Annotated in this window: 13 protein-coding genes (1 of these 13 only partly in view); 2 read left to right on the top strand and 11 right to left on the bottom strand. The window is 61.7% G+C overall.

The features are described from left to right. Nucleotides 1–3: 3 nt before the first annotated feature. The 5 genes from ACTIFK_RS11645 to ACTIFK_RS11625 all read right to left on the bottom strand — a co-directional run bounded on the left by ACTIFK_RS11645 (nt 4) and on the right by ACTIFK_RS11625 (nt 5747). Nucleotides 4–717: a cytochrome c oxidase subunit 3 gene (locus ACTIFK_RS11645; protein ID WP_439543236.1), complete on the bottom strand. Its 714-nt coding sequence runs from the start codon at nt 715–717 to the stop codon at nt 4–6. Nucleotides 718–728: 11 nt separating this feature from the next. Further along, entirely contained in the window at nt 729–2486 is a 1758-nt protein-coding gene (locus ACTIFK_RS11640; RefSeq protein ID WP_439543235.1) for a cytochrome c oxidase subunit I, read from the bottom strand. 47 nt (nt 2487–2533) lie between these two features. Beyond that, on the bottom strand, nt 2534–3403 hold the full coding sequence (locus ACTIFK_RS11635) for a cytochrome c oxidase subunit II (protein ID WP_439543234.1): 870 nt from the start codon (nt 3401–3403) through the stop codon (nt 2534–2536). A gap of 78 nt (nt 3404–3481) precedes the next feature. Continuing rightward, nucleotides 3482–4273, bottom strand: a complete 792-nt coding sequence (locus tag ACTIFK_RS11630) for a DUF2189 domain-containing protein (protein WP_439543233.1) — start codon at nt 4271–4273, stop codon at nt 3482–3484. Between the two features lie 277 nt (nt 4274–4550). After that, complete coding sequence (locus tag ACTIFK_RS11625; protein WP_439543232.1) at nt 4551–5747, bottom strand: MFS transporter; 1197 nt, start codon at nt 5745–5747, stop codon at nt 4551–4553. 831 nt (nt 5748–6578) lie between these two features. On the opposite strand from ACTIFK_RS11625, the gene ACTIFK_RS11620 reads away from it, so the two are divergent. Beyond that, on the top strand, nt 6579–8027 hold the full coding sequence (locus ACTIFK_RS11620) for an MFS transporter (protein ID WP_439543231.1): 1449 nt from the start codon (nt 6579–6581) through the stop codon (nt 8025–8027). Nucleotides 8028–8232: 205 nt separating this feature from the next. Continuing rightward, nucleotides 8233–8940, top strand: a complete 708-nt coding sequence (locus ACTIFK_RS11615; RefSeq protein WP_439543230.1) for an HAD family hydrolase — start codon at nt 8233–8235, stop codon at nt 8938–8940. A 105-nt stretch (nt 8941–9045) separates the two neighbouring features. Here ACTIFK_RS11615 and ACTIFK_RS11610 read toward each other — a convergent pair whose 3' ends face one another. The 6 genes from ACTIFK_RS11610 to ACTIFK_RS11585 form a co-directional block, all read right to left on the bottom strand. After that, a complete protein-coding gene (locus ACTIFK_RS11610; protein ID WP_439543229.1) occupies nt 9046–10167 on the bottom strand; it encodes an HD domain-containing phosphohydrolase in 1122 nt (373 codons plus the stop codon). Between the two features lie 28 nt (nt 10168–10195). Continuing rightward, on the bottom strand, nt 10196–10894 hold the full coding sequence (locus ACTIFK_RS11605; protein ID WP_439543228.1) for an STAS domain-containing protein: 699 nt from the start codon (nt 10892–10894) through the stop codon (nt 10196–10198). 179 nt (nt 10895–11073) lie between these two features. Continuing rightward, nucleotides 11074–12849, bottom strand: a complete 1776-nt coding sequence (locus tag ACTIFK_RS11600; protein WP_439543227.1) for a hypothetical protein — start codon at nt 12847–12849, stop codon at nt 11074–11076. After that, the gene (locus ACTIFK_RS11595; RefSeq protein WP_439543226.1) at nt 12842–13930 is read right to left on the bottom strand and encodes a protein-glutamate methylesterase/protein-glutamine glutaminase; all 1089 of its coding nucleotides are present in this window, start codon (nt 13928–13930) and stop codon (nt 12842–12844) included. Before ACTIFK_RS11595 ends, ACTIFK_RS11600 begins: the two co-directional genes overlap by 8 nt. Then, nucleotides 13894–14814, bottom strand: a complete 921-nt coding sequence (locus ACTIFK_RS11590; RefSeq protein ID WP_439543225.1) for a CheR family methyltransferase — start codon at nt 14812–14814, stop codon at nt 13894–13896. The genes ACTIFK_RS11595 and ACTIFK_RS11590 overlap by 37 nt, the downstream gene beginning before the upstream one ends. Before the next feature lie 111 nt (nt 14815–14925). Continuing rightward, a protein-coding gene (locus tag ACTIFK_RS11585; RefSeq protein WP_439543224.1) for a methyl-accepting chemotaxis protein crosses the window boundary here: on the bottom strand, nt 14926–15113 show its 3' portion. 1726 nt of this gene lie beyond the right edge of the window; only the last 188 of its 1914 coding nucleotides appear in the window; its start codon lies off the right edge, out of view; it ends in the stop codon at nt 14926–14928.

The raw sequence follows: 15113 nt of genomic DNA, 5'->3' as shown, positions 1-15113 counted from the left end.
ACCTTACGAGGCGACCACTTGGCGACAAATCGCGATGAAGTCGCTTGCCCAGCCAGTCAACAAAAGAAGAAGGAAGAACCAGATCAGGAGCAGGAAGTGCCAGTACGCGGCGCACAACTGGACGCTCAAGGACGCTTCCTCGAGCACCACCCGATCGTCGTTCCAGACGCTGGCGCCCGTCCGGCCCAAGGCGACGAGCCCGCCGGCCACATGCAGCCCATGCAGCGCGGTCATCAAATAGAAGAAGGAGCTGGCCGGGTTCGTCGCCAGGAAATAACCCTCGGCCGTCAGCTGCCGCCAGGCCAAAAGCTGCCCGACTAGGAACAGAAGCGCCGTGACGCCGCCTGTCAGGACGCCGCTCCGTACTCCGTCGATCCGACCCTGGCGCGCGGCGCGCTGGGCTGAATGGAGTGCGACGCTGCTCAACACCAGCATAGCTGTGTTGAACCACAGCACATTCGGGATAGGCATAGGCAGCCAGTCGCCCACGGGCATGCGCATGGAATAGGCGCTCATCAGCAGCGCGAACAGCGCGCCGACGACGGCGAGAAAAACACCGAGCCCGACCTTCGAAGCGGGCAGTGACGTGGTGCTCATACCAGGCATGTCGCGTGGCGCGCCTTCCTCGAGCCAGGGCTTTGTCGCCAATCCCTGGTGCCACAGCCACCGTGCAGCGATGACGCTCACGATGGCCATAAAGAGGAGTGTGATGGTCATTCGCCACTCCTCTAGGCGGCTTGGGGAGCCGGGGGCTGGTTCTGTGGAATGAAATCTTCCGGCGCACCTGGCACGCTGTAGTCATAGGCCCAGCGATAGACGACCGGCAGCTCCTTGCCCCAGTTGCCATGCGCCGGCGGGGTTTCCGGCGTCTGCCATTCGAGCGTCGTGGCTCTCCACGGATTGCCGCCCGCCGGCTTGCCTTTGAAAACGCTCCAGATGAGGTTGAACAGGAACACCATCTGCGCGGCGCCCACGATCAGAGCCGCGATCGTGATGTATTGGTTGAGCACCACGGACGAACTCAGATTTGAATCGCCCAGTTCGTAGTAGCGGCGAGGCACACCCATGAGCCCCACGTAATGCATGGGGAAGAAAATGGCGTAGGCGCCGATGAACGTAACCCAGAAGTGAATGTGCCCGAGCGTGTTGTTCAGCATGCGCCCGGTGATTTTTGGATACCAATGGTAGATCGCACCGAACACGACGAGGATCGGCGCGACGCCCATCACCATGTGGAAGTGCGCGACGACGAACATGGTGTCCGAGAGAGGCACGTCCACGACCACGTTGCCAAGGAAAAGACCCGTAATGCCTCCGTTAACGAACGTGACGATGAAGGCGACCGCGAACAAGAGCGGTAACGTGAGGTGGATATTTCCGCGCCATAAGGTCAGCACCCAGTTGTAGACCTTAATGGCCGTCGGAATGGCGATGATGAGCGTGCTGGTGGCGAAGAAGAAGCCGAAGTAGGGGTCCATGCCGCTGACGTACATGTGATGCGCCCAGACGATGAAGCTCAGGGCGCCGATGGCGACGATGGCCCACACCATCATGCGATAACCGAAAATGTTGCGCCGCGAGTGCGTGGCGATCAAGTCGGAGACGATGCCGAAAGCGGGCAAGGCCACGATGTACACCTCGGGGTGCCCGAAGAACCAAAAGAGGTGCTGGAACAGGATCGGCGTGCCGCCGCTCGTCTTCATCTGCTCGCCCATCTGGGAAATGGTCGGCATGAAGAAACTGGTGCCGAGGAGCCTGTCGAACAGCATCATGACCGCGCCCACGAACAGAGCGGGGAAGGCGAGGAGCGCCATCACAGTCGCCGTGAAGATGCCCCACACAGTCAGGGGCATGCGCATCAGCGTCATGCCGCGGGCGCGCCCTTGCAGCACCGTGACGACATAGTTGAGGCCACCCATGGTGAAGCCGATGATGAACAGTATCAGCGAAGAGAGCATCAGGATGATGCCCCAGTCGTCTCCTCCCGGCGTGCCGGCGAGGATTGACTGTGGCGGATAGAGCGTCCAGCCGGCGCCCGTCGGTCCACCCGGCGCGAAGAAGCTTGCCACTAGCACGAGCACCGCGAGCAGGTAGATCCAGTAGCTCAGCATGTTGACGTAGGGGAACACCATGTCCCTCGCCCCCAGCATCAGGGGGATGAGGTAATTTCCGAAGCCTCCGAGAAAGAGCGCAGTGAGGAGATAGATCACCATGATCATGCCGTGCATGGTGATCATCTGATAGTAGAAGTGCGCGTCGATGAATGCGAGCGCGCCGGGGTAGGCGAGCTGGATGCGCATCAGCCAAGACAGCACCAGCGCGACGAGTCCTATTCCCAGGGCCGTGACGCTGTATTGAATTGCGATGACCTTGGCGTCCTGAGAAAAGACGTACGTCGTCCACCAGCTTTTGGGATGGTAGAGCTCAACATCCGGCACTTCGGCGGGACGGATACCTTCGTATGCGTCACGTGCGACGTCGGCCATCAAATGCCTCCTCGCGTCTTGTGGTGAGACTTAGGTCATCGGAAATCTCACCGTTTCACTCCCATAGACTCAGCGCCTTGATCCCCAGGCTCTTGGTCTGAGGCAGCGGTGTTTATGTGTGCCGCTTGCGCCATCATGCTCTCGAATGTCTTCTGCTCGCCGAGCCAGGTCTGGTAGTCGGCCTCGTTGTCGACGACGACTTTGCTGCGCATGGTGTAGTGCCCGGTGCCACAGTACTCGGCGCAGAAGGTTTCGAATGTTCCGGTCCTGGTGGGCGTGAACCAAACGTAGGTGACCATTCCCGGCACGATATCCATCTTGGCTCTGAACTCGGGCACGTAGAAATCGTGGATGACGTCGACGGACCGCATCAGCAGTTTCACCGGCTTGTCCACTTGGAGGTGGAGGTCGGCCGCTTCGATGACGAGATCATCTTTGGCGTTGGGGTCGTGCGAACTGAGCCCCAGCGGATTATTGGTGCTGACGTTTTGCGTACCGGACAGACCGAGCTTCCCATCCTTGCCGGGCAGGCGGTAGCTCCATTGCCATTGCTGGCCGAGCGCTTCGACCTCGGTCGCATCTGCTGGAACTGTAATGAAATGATTCCAAACGATCAGACCGGGCGCAAGCATGGCTGCCACGCCGACCGCAGTCGCTATGGTGAGCCCCCATTCCAGTCTTTTGTTTTCGGGTTCGTAGACTGCTTGCCGTCCCGGCTGATACCGGAAGCGAATGAGGCAGTAGGCTACGAATAGTACGACGGCGACAAAGACGATCCCGGTGATCCAAAACGTGATCAGGATCGTGTCATCGATATAGCGCCAGTTCGAAGCGATCGGCGTCCACCACCACGGGCTCAAGACATGGAACAGCACCGAGCCGACGACGACCAGAATCAAGACTAGCGCTAGAGCCATCGTTTTTCATCCCTGCCTCTGAGGTCCCGTGACGTGGGCTAAAAGGCCGTTGTTGCCATCTCCAGATCTTGCAGCACATCAAGCCTCAACAGCCGCGCGATACAAATGCCACGTCGAATGTCCAAGCACCGGGAAAACAACGGAGAGACCGATGAGAAACGGCAAAGAGCCGATCATCAAGGCGCCCGCAACAATGAGTCCCCACAACGCCATGGTTTGCGGGTTCGCCAGCACCACTCTGATTGAAGTTTCAACGGCCGTTACGACGCCGACATCGCGATCCAAAAGCATCGGTACGGACACGACACTGATCGTGAAGGCTACGATGCCAAGGAGCAATCCGACGCTGCAACCAACGATTATCAGTGTCCAGCCGGCGGGTGTCGTGAAAACCTGGTGCACAAACTCCGCAATGGACGGCGGCACCCAGTCCCCGAAGGTCAGACGGTAGACTGCCATCGCTGCACCCAGCCAAGCGAAAAAGATCGCCATGAGTACAACACCGAGCGCTGAAATGGCGCGAATGCACGGGAAATGGATATCTTTCAAGGCCCCCAGGGAGATGGCGAGACCCTGCTCCCGGCGTCGGCTGAGTTCATACAGGCCGATCGCAGCCAGAGGACCTATCAAGGCGAAGCCGGCGATGAGCGGGAAAACCAGCTGCATCATATTAAGTCCGAACGTCAGCCAGAATAAAATGAGACCGATGATCGGATAAACGGCGACGAGGAACAACGCGAAGGTCGGCATGGCCATGAAGTCGTCGAGGCCCTTGACCAAAGCATCTCTCAGATCCGCCGGATCAATCCTGCGGACGTTCGGGTGAGCGGGGCTCACGGCGTCATCGATGTGTAACTTCAAACTCGTCATGGCCAGTCCCCTTCTCCCGCTCGTCCGAGCAGGTTCAATCGTCGGGGTGGTGACACAGAGCATGTAGCCGCCGCAGATCAATAGGTCGCGGCGCTTGTAGTCCGGCGATACTACACCGTAAGGCTGTTTGTATCAATCGTGCGTCGTGGCGTGGTTACCCTCGAATGCGAACGCACCCGTGGTCTTCGGCCATTTCCGGCCAATCGAAACGGTGATTACATCATGCCTTGCAGGGAAGCGGCATCGTGTGGCTCCGTCCTGGAAAGCCGCGAATTTCCTAGCCTTCCTCGGTTGGCTTCACGCGGCGGAGCTGCGAGAGAAGCAGCAAGTCGCAAATGATTTTCAAAACGCCGCAAATGACGAGCGGCCATCCGCGGAACGAAGCGGCCAGAAGCGCTCCGGCAAGAGCTGGGCTGGTGGACGCCGCAAGGCTCCGCGGCAGGGACGTGAAGCTTGTCGCCGCCGTTCGCTCGGGTTCGGTCACGATCGGCATCACATATGATGGTCGGATCGGCACGTCCATCTGCGAGAAGGCAGCACGCAACAGCAACAGGATGAGCGCGATCGTGAGTGTCGGTGCGATCGCGGCCAATATCAGGAAGATGCTCGATGTGATGTGCGTGCACACCATCGTGTTGATGAGGCCGATGCGGCGCGACAGCGAGGCGGCCACCGGGAACGAAAAAGCCGACAGAACCCCCGACCAGGCGAAGAACAGCGCTGCGGCCGTGAGTGATATGTCGAAGCGCACAAACAACCAAAGCGCCAAAAGCGACTGAACCACGAAGCCGCCGGCAAAGGCGTCGAGATAGGACAGGGCAGCAAGCTTGTAGAAGAACTGACGCGAGGGCCCGAGCACTGCCGCCGGCCGTTCTTGGGAAAACCGATCTTGTGAAAAACTAGGGTGGCGGGCGGGAATACCCGCGTAGACGAGGGCGCCTGCGAGGCCGAGGAGCGCGTATACGACAAACATGGCTTTGAGCGCGGCGATCTGCCCAAGTCCGAGTTGCCCGAGCAGATCCGGTGTGGCGGCGGCGAGTGCTCCCATGGCGCCTGCCAGCGCACCTATGAAGCTGTAGCTGGCGAATGTCCTGGTGCGCTCGGCACTCGAGACCTCACGCGCGAGCACGGTACGCTCAAGCGGCATGAACGGGCTGGCGCTGCCGGTCGACGGGTTCACCGTACCGGCAAAGGCCACGATGAGGAGCACGGAATAGTCATCGAAAACTGAGAACGCGACGCCTGTCGCGATCGTAAGGCCGGCCATCGCGAGAAAGAGCTGGCGATTGCAGTATCGGGCTTCCAGGAAGCCGATAAAAAATGCCAGCAAAGCGGAGCCGAGCATCGCCGCCGAGGCAACCAGACCGACCTCGAACGGTGAAAAGCCGAGCGCCGTCAGGTAGACCGGCAAGATCAACGCTACAAAACCATCGCCGAAATTGCGCAGCGATCGCGCCACGAGCAAGCGCTTCACCGCCGTGGAACCTATGGCCGGGGCTCTTACCTGCGTTGTCGCCAAGTGCCTGCCGAATTCCACGTTCCGCCTCCTAGCGGCCGAGAGCTGGCGCGAACCTGAGGGGCAGCAACATGCCGAAGTGCCACCTGCCCAGTTGCGGCGCTCATCATCGGCTGCAGAAGTGGCGAACGAGCCGAGAGGTCGAACGCACGGGCGTCGGAAGCCGAAGCGCTTAGCGTCTCGGCGGCTCCGTCTTCTTCATCATAAGTGGAATCAGCCACGCTCGATACCGGGTTGACGGTGAGGTCTCGTGGCGGTTGGAGTCCTTATCGTCCGTGACGAACCGGATCCGCTCAGGGCCTGTCGGCCTTCCGCGCGCCGATCTAAGACTGTCAACGCGGAGTCGTACTCAGCATTGGACAGGGCGCAGGACACGTGGCTCGGCCGAAGTGCCGGACCACCGACCACCCTGCAGCGCTTGCGCACATGCATATGAAATCGGTCACTCCCGACGCAACTGAAGCTGGAGCTATCCTAACGCCACGACCAAATTGTAGTTCTCATCTTCATCCGCTCCGGCGCGCCAATCGTTTCAATGGGTTAGATCCCATCTCTCTCACATGCTGAACGCATATTGTGCGCTGTGGTCCCACCGGGCACGTAGCCCGCCGCCTCTCGGTCGTCGCTCCACGCTGAGCTCGCTCGCATCCTCACTCGTAAACCGGCTCCTCGTCACGCGCTCGCTCGCGACTGATGCTCAATCCAGCTGAGCTGCGATCGGAGACACTGCAGGCAACGCCGGGCGGCCCACGGCGTTTATCGAGGGTCGTCGATGGGGCCCAAAGCTGCATGGAACAACAGGCAACGCAAGATAATGCAGTCGTGCAAACCGACATTCCGGCGCGCCTCGACCGCTTGCCGTGGGGGCGATTTCACACCCTCGTGGTTGTCGCGCTCGGCATCACATGGATCCTCGATGGCCTTGAGGTGACCCTCGCCGGCGCTGTCTCCGGTGCATTGAAGCAGAGTCCGACGCTACAGTTCAGCAATACCGACGTCGGCCTCGCGGGCAGCGCGTATATTGCAGGGGCAGTGTTGGGCGCCGTGTTCTTTGGCTGGCTGACCGATAGGCTTGGCCGCAAGAAATTGTTTTTCATCACGCTTGCGGTCTATTCGCTCGCCACGGCGGCCACCGCCCTGTCCTGGGATGCCTGGAGTTTCATGGCTTTCCGGTTCCTAACCGGCGCCGGTATCGGCGGTGAGTATGTCGCCATCAACTCGACAATCCAGGAACTCGTGCCGGCGCGGGTGCGCGGCTGGACCGACCTCGCCATCAACGGCAGCTTCTGGGTCGGCGCGGCGATCGGTGCGGCAGGGTCCATCGTGCTGCTCGATCCCGCCACCTTCGATCCCGATGTCGGCTGGCGCCTGGCGTTCCTGATCGGCGCGGGGCTTGCACTGTTCATTTTCATTTTGCGACTTTGGATCCCGGAGAGCCCGCGTTGGCTCGTGACGCACGGCCGTGCCGGCGAGGCGGAAGCCATCGTGTCGGCCATCGAGATCGGATTCAAAAATCGTGGTCACACCCTACCTGCGGGCCCATTTCCCTCCATCCGCATTCGTCCGCGAACTCATACGCCGCTGTCTCAAGTCGCCTCGACGCTCTTCCGCGCCCAGCGGCAGCGGACACTGGTCGGCTTGAGCCTGATGGGCGCGCAGGCATTCTTCTATAACGCCATCTTCTTCACCTACGCGCTCATTCTCACCGACTTCTACGCTATCCCGGCCGAGCACGTGGGCTGGTACATCCTGCCGTTCGCCGCCGGCAATTTCCTGGGTCCTATCGTTCTGGGACGCCTTTTCGACACGATCGGCCGTAGGCAAATGCTCGCCTTCAGCTATGCGATGTCCGGCCTGCTGCTGGCGTTGACCGGAGCCTTGTTCGCCCGCGAGCTTCTCTCGGCAGGGCAGCTGACGGCGGCCTGGATGGTGGTGTTTTTTTTCGCATCAACCGCGGCGAGCGCGGCGTATCTCACTGTCAGCGAGACGTTCCCATTGGAGATCCGGGCGCTGGCCATTGCCTTCTTCTATGCGATCGGCGCGGGAGTTGGTGGCACCATTGGCCCTTGGCTGTTCGGCCTCCTGATCGAGACAGGCTCGCGGACAAGCGTTTTTGCCGGCTATCTGCTCGGCGCGTTGCTGATGATCGTTGCGGCCGTCATCGCGTTCATTTGGGGAATTGCGGCCGAACGCAAGCCGCTGGAGAGCGTGAGTCCGCCGTTGGCTTCCATTGATTGAGTTGTGCCCCTCGTATCACCGTGTGCCGGTTGGCCACGTGCGCCCCGCCCCCGGCGCACCCACGCGTTGATTTGGAAAGTCGCGGAGTTCCCGTGTTCCGAGGGAACAAGATTGCCGTTTGGATCGTCGACTCTTTCGAAAGGTCCGGGCCCGGCATTCGGAAACCGGACGTTCACGCGAGCGGCAATCGACGGAGTACGCGCTCATGAGCAGGCGACCTCCCGCGCCGACAATTGTATTCGATCTCGACGGCACCCTCGTCGACACGGTTGACGACATCGCGGCGGCCCTCGACTGCGCGCTTGCGCCATACGGGTGCCGCCCGACCCGAACCGAAGAAGCAGCGGCCATGATGGGCGAGGGGTTGAGCGGCTTCTTTTGGCGCGCTCTTGTCGCCAAGCGGCTCAGCCTTCCGGCCGAGAAGGCGGCGGTCGTTTATCGCCAATTCATTGCCGCCTACCGGCAGACGCCCGTGCGGCACTCGCAGGTCTATCCCGGTATGAGGACGATGATCGAGGATCTCCGGGACGTGGAGGTGCACACCGCGGTTTGCACGAATAAGGTTGAGGGCATTGCTACCGAGATCCTCGAACAACTGGATCTTCGCGCCCTTTTTGATGCCGTCGTAGGGCACCGGGACGACCGGCCCAAAAAGCCGGATCCTCTGACACTGCTCGAGGCGATTTCTCTCGCCGGCGGAAGCCGCGAAAGAGCACTCATGGTGGGCGATACGGGTAACGACAGCAGCGCAGCGATCGCAGCAGGAATACCGGCGATCCTGGTCTCCTACGGCTACAGCCACGTACAGGTTCGCGCCTTGAGCACGGATGTTCACGTCGATAGCGTTGAGGAGCTCCGCGAGGCGATCATGCGATTTGTGGCCGCTGGCGATAGTCGGTTCCGGTCCGCTTAGAGCGAGATGCGGGAATAGGACTGCGGCTCGTTCGAATCCGGTTCGTCACGGACGATAAGGACTCCGCAGCCTGGACATCATATCGCTCTGAGCTTGTCCGGCCCTTCAGGACAGGTGCGCGACGGCGACCGCTTCGGGCTGATCCGATGGAGAATTCGAAACGGCAGGATCCGTCGCCATCCACTTTTTGCAAATGTCGCGGTCGTCGGTTCCGACGACACCGAGAATATCGGCCCAGCATGCTAGAAACGCCGCCACGCAATCGGGATCGAAGTGCGTTCCCGACGCTTCGATGATGGACGCGCGCGCCTTCTCGGGCGACCAGGCCGCCTTATACGGCCGCTCGCTCGTCAAGGCGTCAAACACATCGGCAATCGCCGCGATCCGGCCGAAGAGCGGAATGTCCGTGCCTTTCAGGCGATTCGGATAGCCGGTTCCGTCCCACCACTCGTGATGCGATACGGCAATCTCCGCGGCGACGCGAATGAGAGGCGATTTACTGCCGGAGAGGATCTTGGAGCCGTGGAGCGTATGATACTCCATGACCGCGCGCTCCTCGGCAGTGAGTTTGCCGGGCTTGAGTAGGATCGAATCGGCGACGGCAATTTTTCCAATATCGTGCATCGGCGCCGCCAGATAGAGCGTGCGGCAATCCTCCGCGTCCAGTCCGAGACCTTCGGCAATCAGCAGACAATAGCGGGCCATGCGAGCAATGTGGGAGCCGGTCTCCGTATCGCGATATTCCGCGGCCAGCGAAAGGCGGTAGATGATCTCCTCCTCGCGCTCCAACAACGCACGCGTCGCCTGCGAGACCTCGTCAGCAAGCCAGGACACCTTGTTGCGGAGTTTGTTCTGCGCGTCCCTCAGCTTGAGAAGGTTACGGAGCCGCGACTTGACCTCGATGGGATCGATCGGCTTGCGCAAAAAATCCGTCGCGCCAGCGTCGAGGGCCGCATAGCGAATGGCCGGCCGGTCGCAGGCGGTCACCATCACCACGGGCAGGTCGCTGAAGCAGGGGATGGCGCGAAGCCGCTTGATCAGCTCGACGCCGTCAATCGACGCCGGCATCTCGAAATCGACGACGGCCAGATCGATATCGAAGCGCGGGGCCTCGCTCAGCGCTTTGATGGGATCGTCAAAGGTCAACGCCGTGGCATCGATGGAAGCGACGATCTGCGACATCAGGACGAGCGTCGTTGCACTGTCGTCGACAACAAGAACTCGCATGACCGCCTCCCGCGTATGCCGATCTCGATTAGGACACTGTCGCCAGCGTCGGCTGCAGAGCCACCTGCGCCCGCCGGAGGGTTTCCGCCATGCGCTCGACCGCGACCCGATAACCGTCAGCACCCAGCGAGCCGGCCGTGCGATCGAATTCCGCGACATTGGCCACCAGCCCACGCAGACCGAAAGTCCCGGCGGTGCCCTTCAAGAGATGAGTTTCGCGCCGGATCTCGGCGAGATCCGTTGCTTCTGACAGGCCGCGCAAGACGTCCAAACGCGCAATCATCTGCACAAAGAAAACGCCGAGAGACTGGCTGACGGCGGCCGGTCCGATTTCGTTGACCAAGGTTGCGACCGTGACCTGGTCGATGTCGTCGATCTGGTCGGCGTGATCGATGCGGACTGCCGGCGCAGGGTTTGCAACGGGCACGTCGCCGTGCGGCGGAAGATCGGCCGCCGCCACGCCGATGCGTGCGATGATTTTGGAGCCTTCGCTGTGGTCCGGCGCACCGAGACGGAGATCTTTGTGTTGCGATTCAGCGGATTTCCGCGCGGAGATCAGCAGCTGGACGAAGGTGATGTCCAGGTCCTCAGCATCGCTGATGTCGACGAGAACGCTTTCATTGCTATCCAGCGCGTCGAGCAGACGCCGACGGGTTTGCGCAGCGTTTGCCAGGGTCAGCGACCCCTCGCAATTGAGTACGAACGGGGCTTGAATCGCAGGACCCACCGCAAAATCTCCTCTTCATGGAGCCACACCGATCGTGGGACCGGCTGCTACCCACTGAAAGCCAATCACCCGCGACTATGCAGCGCAGGTATTAAAAATGTCGTGCCTGTGAACCCAACTTTCATTCGATCTGATGCGGCAGAATACTGAACGGTATTTCCATCCCGTCATGCTGACGCTCAGAAGAGAATGCTCTCGAGATCTTCGTCCGCCGACTGCGCGACCGCGCTGCCCGACGCGCGGCAATCTCCAGTCTGTTGCGCGGAATGCACGTTGCGTTCCGCCGCCATCGTGTAGCGGTCGGCGAAGTACGTCGCGATTGCTGCGTCGGCTCGGGGAGTTTGCCCGGAGCTACCGGCCGAAGCACCAACCTTGGCGAGGATGTCGCGCGCGTTTTTGAGACGGGCCTCGAGATCGTCTCGCTGACCGATGCAGGAAATGGCCGTCTCGAGGTTCCTGCGCACCGTTTGCCCCTCGCGCGACAGCGAGGTCAGGGCTTCCGCAAGCCGCGCGCCGCCGTGCTGGAAAGCATCGAGAGCGCCGGCCATGCCGTCGACCAATCCCCGCAGCCGCTCCGTGCTGACGGCGCCATTGTGCGTCTTCAGCTCGTCGAACTGCGCGAGCGTGAAATCCATCTCGCTGATCAGATAGCGCGCATGCCCCGTGATGGAATCGGCCGATGTCCGCAGCTCGCGCGAAATGGCGCTGAGCGTGCGGCCCTCGTGTCCGAGACCGTCCGATTTCAAATGTGCGTTGAGACCGATCAGGCGAACGCCGTTTACGATCCCGACGATACCTTGCAGGCTTGCAGCCTTGGCATGGAGCGAGGCGAAACTTACGCCCACATTCTCGTTCAGCTCACTGACGCGGCTGAACGCCAAATTACATCCGGAAAGCAACCGCCCGGCGACGTTGATCCGGTCCGCGAGTTCACCGAGAAACGATCGGGCTACATCGCCGCTCCCACCGTAGAGCGCGGCGCCCTGATCGGCCATTGCGGCGGCATCGCGGGCGAGCTTGGAGATCTCGGTCTCGATCGATTGCGTCTCGGCTCCGAGATCCGCAAGCGCGTGGTCGATCTGGGAGATCTGCAGCAAGGCGACGTTCGCGGCAATGCTGCGGCGTTCTTCCGGCCCGAACCCCGCCCACCAGTCTTTGCCATCCGTTCCGTCGCCCGCACCAAGACCTTCGATCAGCAAGCTGACGGCCTCGTGCACGTGGGCAAAACGCTGGCTGGTGATGTCGGCAATCTGCAACGCGGTGATGATCTTGCCGATCGAAACCGTGATCTGGCGCGAGCGGTCTCCGATGAAAGAGGCCTCTTTCAGCACGACCGTCCGGCGCGCTTCGACGGAACGCAGGTTGCTCTGCACCTCGTTGGCGATGGCACCGAGCTGCGCGCGGTGATGGCGGGACAGCTCCGACACCACATCGTGTGCCGATTGCAGGACCTGATGCGCCTTACGCTGTTCCTGGCTGTACTGATCGATCATGGCCTCGGCCGTCGCGGCGAGCTTGGCGACGTCATACGTGAACGTCAGCATCTCCTGGCTGTTGGACTTCAACGCCGAGGCTTCGATGCGGGCGTTGATGGCGATGCAGGCAACGATCTTGATATTGTCGCGCAACTGGTCCAGGCGCTTGCCGATGTTCGCGTTAGCCGCGAACAGTTTGTCCACGGCATCGAGCTGCCCGGGAATCAGATCATGAATCGCCGTGCAGTCGTGCGCCACCGCCTCGAGGGTCGTGGCGCCACTCTGCAGCTCGTCGTTGTCAAGCACCGTCGGCAGCGCGTCGAACACCGACGACAGCCCGCGGAACGCCCCGATCGCCTCGACCAGCTCGTCGCCGGCGGCGACGAACGTCCGAGTGCGGCCGGCGAAGACTCCATCGAGAAGCGACTCGGCGCTTCTCAGGTCTTCGAGCGCCGTATCGTCGCTGCCGATATCACGCATGGGCATGGTGGGTCCTTCGGATCTCGGACGCGATCAGATCGAGCGGAAGCACCTTGTTGGCGGCGCCAAGTTCGATGGCGATCCGCGGCATCCCGAACACGACGCATGTGGCTTCGTTCTGGGCGATGGTGAAGGCACCGGCGGTCTTCATCTCGAGCAACCCCTTGGCGCCGTCGTCGCCCATGCCGGTGAGCAGGATGCCCATGGCGTTCGATCCGGCATATTGCGCCGCGGAGCGGAAGAGCACGTCCACCGACGGGCGGTGGCGCGACACCAGCGGGCCGTCCTTGATGCTGACGCGGAAGCCGGTACCGATGCGGTTCAGGAGCATGTGATGGTTACCGGGCGCGATCAGCGCGCGGCCGGCCAGCACCTCGTCGCCTTCCACCGCCTCGCGCACGTTGATGCGGCACAGGCCATCGAGGCGGCGCGCGAACGCCGTCGTGAAATGCTCAGGCATGTGCTGCACGATGACGATCCCCGGACTGTCCTCCGGCAACGCCACGAGAAGGTCCCGCAACGCTTCCGTCCCGCCGGTCGAAGCGCCAATGCACACGATGCGGTCTGCGGTGCCCTGCGTCTTGGCAGTCGGACGCGGCGGCGGCAGGATGACGTCGGCTGTCAGCTTCGCCGCGACCGGGCTGGAGCGCATGGGCCGGGCCTTGTCCATCTTGGCGCGGGCGGCGGCGCGAACCGCATCGCAAACACGCGTTCGCGATTCCATCAGGAACTGGGTGGTGTCGACGCGCGGCTTGCCGATGACGTCGAGCGCACCGGCCTCGAGCGCCTCGAAAACCACGTCCGAGCGGGACTGAGCGGAACAGACGACGACCGGAATGGGACGCTGCGCCATGATCTTGCGCAGGAACGTCAGACCGTCCATCCGCGGCATCTCGATGTCGAGAATCATGACGGTGGGAATCTCGCGGCGGATCTTCTCGGCAGCCGAGAACGGATCACCGGCCGTCGCCATCACCTCGATGTCGGGCTCGGCGTCGAGGATGCTTGTCAGCACCTGCCGTACGGCCGCGGAATCGTCGACGATCAGGACGCGTATCGGCGCTTTTGGGGCGGCTGGCATTGCGGTTGCTCTTTTGAGGATGCTCTCTTGCGGAAGACGGTCGGCACGACTTGGGCAATCTCGGGCTGGCCGCCACCGGCCATCGACTCGGAATGACCCAGCACAAGATAGCCTCCGGGTCGTAAATGAGAGATGAGCCTGGACACGACCACGTCCTGAATAGCCTTTGAGAAGTAGATCAGGATGTTCCGGCAGAAGATCACATCGATATCCCGGTCGACCGGATAGGTCGGATCCATGAGATTGAGATGCTTGAAGGTGACGTTGCGGCGCAGCTCCGGCACCACGCGGACTTCCGCGCGGCGCGCGTCGCGGGCACGCATGAAGTAGCGCCTCTGCAGCTCTTGCGGGACCGGCGCGATCATCTCCAACGGATAGATCGCGCGGGTCGCCTGGCGCAGGACGTCGGTGGAGATGTCGGTGCCGAGGATCGAATACGTGGCCCGCGGATACCCGCGCAGAGCCTGATCCAGCACCATGGCGATGGTGAAGGCTTCCGCGCCGATCGAGGCAGCAGCACTCCAGACCTTGACGTCCCGGCCCTGTCCCGGGATCGACCCTTGGAAGAGCTCCGGCAGGATCCGTTCCACGAGGACGTTAAAATGATTGGGCTCGCGGAAAAAGTCCGTCTTGTTGGTGGTCATGCAGTCGATGAGGTGCGGCAATTCCTGGTCGAGTGCACCGTCCTCGAACAGGTAGTCGCCATAGGTCTCGACATTGGAGAGCCCGAGCGCCTTCAGCCGCTTGCGCAGACGCCCCTCGACCATGGTCCGCTTGTTCGGCGGCAGGCGGATGCCGACCTTCTCCTCGATCAGCTTCGCCAGATAGACGAAGTGCTGGTCGCTGAGCGCACCGGATATCGCTGCTTGGGTTGATGCGTGCATGTTTTTCTTCATCACGGAGGACACAATGGCGTTCGGTTCTTGCAGTTAGCTGCCCGCTCAAGCACCGGCCGCCGTGGAGACGGCCGGCCTCGAGCAGGGAAGACGCTCGGCCTACCCCACGCTCTGGCGCTTGAAGTCGGCGTCGATCGCCTCGTCGTCGTTCATGTCGAGAGCGAAACCATTGGCGGGGCTGGTCTTGGCCGTTGCGGAGACGGCCTTGGTCTTGGGACGCTGGAACCCCTGCGCCTTGGCGATCTGCTTGTGGACTTCGGGCTTTGCGGCCGCCTTGGCCTTGCGCC

Source organism: Hyphomicrobium sp. (genome assembly GCF_051860585.1).
In the GTDB taxonomy this organism is placed as follows: Bacteria; Pseudomonadota; Alphaproteobacteria; order Rhizobiales; family Hyphomicrobiaceae; genus Hyphomicrobium_C.
The sequence above is the reverse complement of the archived record's forward strand: the minus strand, read 5'-3'. Positions and strand labels throughout refer to the sequence as shown.

Coding starts and splice junctions, on each gene's coding strand:
- ACTIFK_RS11645 (WP_439543236.1), bottom strand. CDS start 717: ATGACCATCACACTCCTCTTTATGGCCATCGTGAGCGTCATCGCTGCA.
- ACTIFK_RS11640 (WP_439543235.1), bottom strand. CDS start 2,486: ATGGCCGACGTCGCACGTGACGCATACGAAGGTATCCGTCCCGCCGAA.
- ACTIFK_RS11635 (WP_439543234.1), bottom strand. CDS start 3,403: ATGGCTCTAGCGCTAGTCTTGATTCTGGTCGTCGTCGGCTCGGTGCTG.
- ACTIFK_RS11630 (WP_439543233.1), bottom strand. CDS start 4,273: ATGACGAGTTTGAAGTTACACATCGATGACGCCGTGAGCCCCGCTCAC.
- ACTIFK_RS11620 (WP_439543231.1), top strand. CDS start 6,579: ATGGAACAACAGGCAACGCAAGATAATGCAGTCGTGCAAACCGACATT.
- ACTIFK_RS11615 (WP_439543230.1), top strand. CDS start 8,233: ATGAGCAGGCGACCTCCCGCGCCGACAATTGTATTCGATCTCGACGGC.
- ACTIFK_RS11610 (WP_439543229.1), bottom strand. CDS start 10,167: ATGCGAGTTCTTGTTGTCGACGACAGTGCAACGACGCTCGTCCTGATG.
- ACTIFK_RS11600 (WP_439543227.1), bottom strand. CDS start 12,849: ATGCGTGATATCGGCAGCGACGATACGGCGCTCGAAGACCTGAGAAGC.
- ACTIFK_RS11595 (WP_439543226.1), bottom strand. CDS start 13,930: ATGCCAGCCGCCCCAAAAGCGCCGATACGCGTCCTGATCGTCGACGAT.
- ACTIFK_RS11590 (WP_439543225.1), bottom strand. CDS start 14,814: ATGCACGCATCAACCCAAGCAGCGATATCCGGTGCGCTCAGCGACCAG.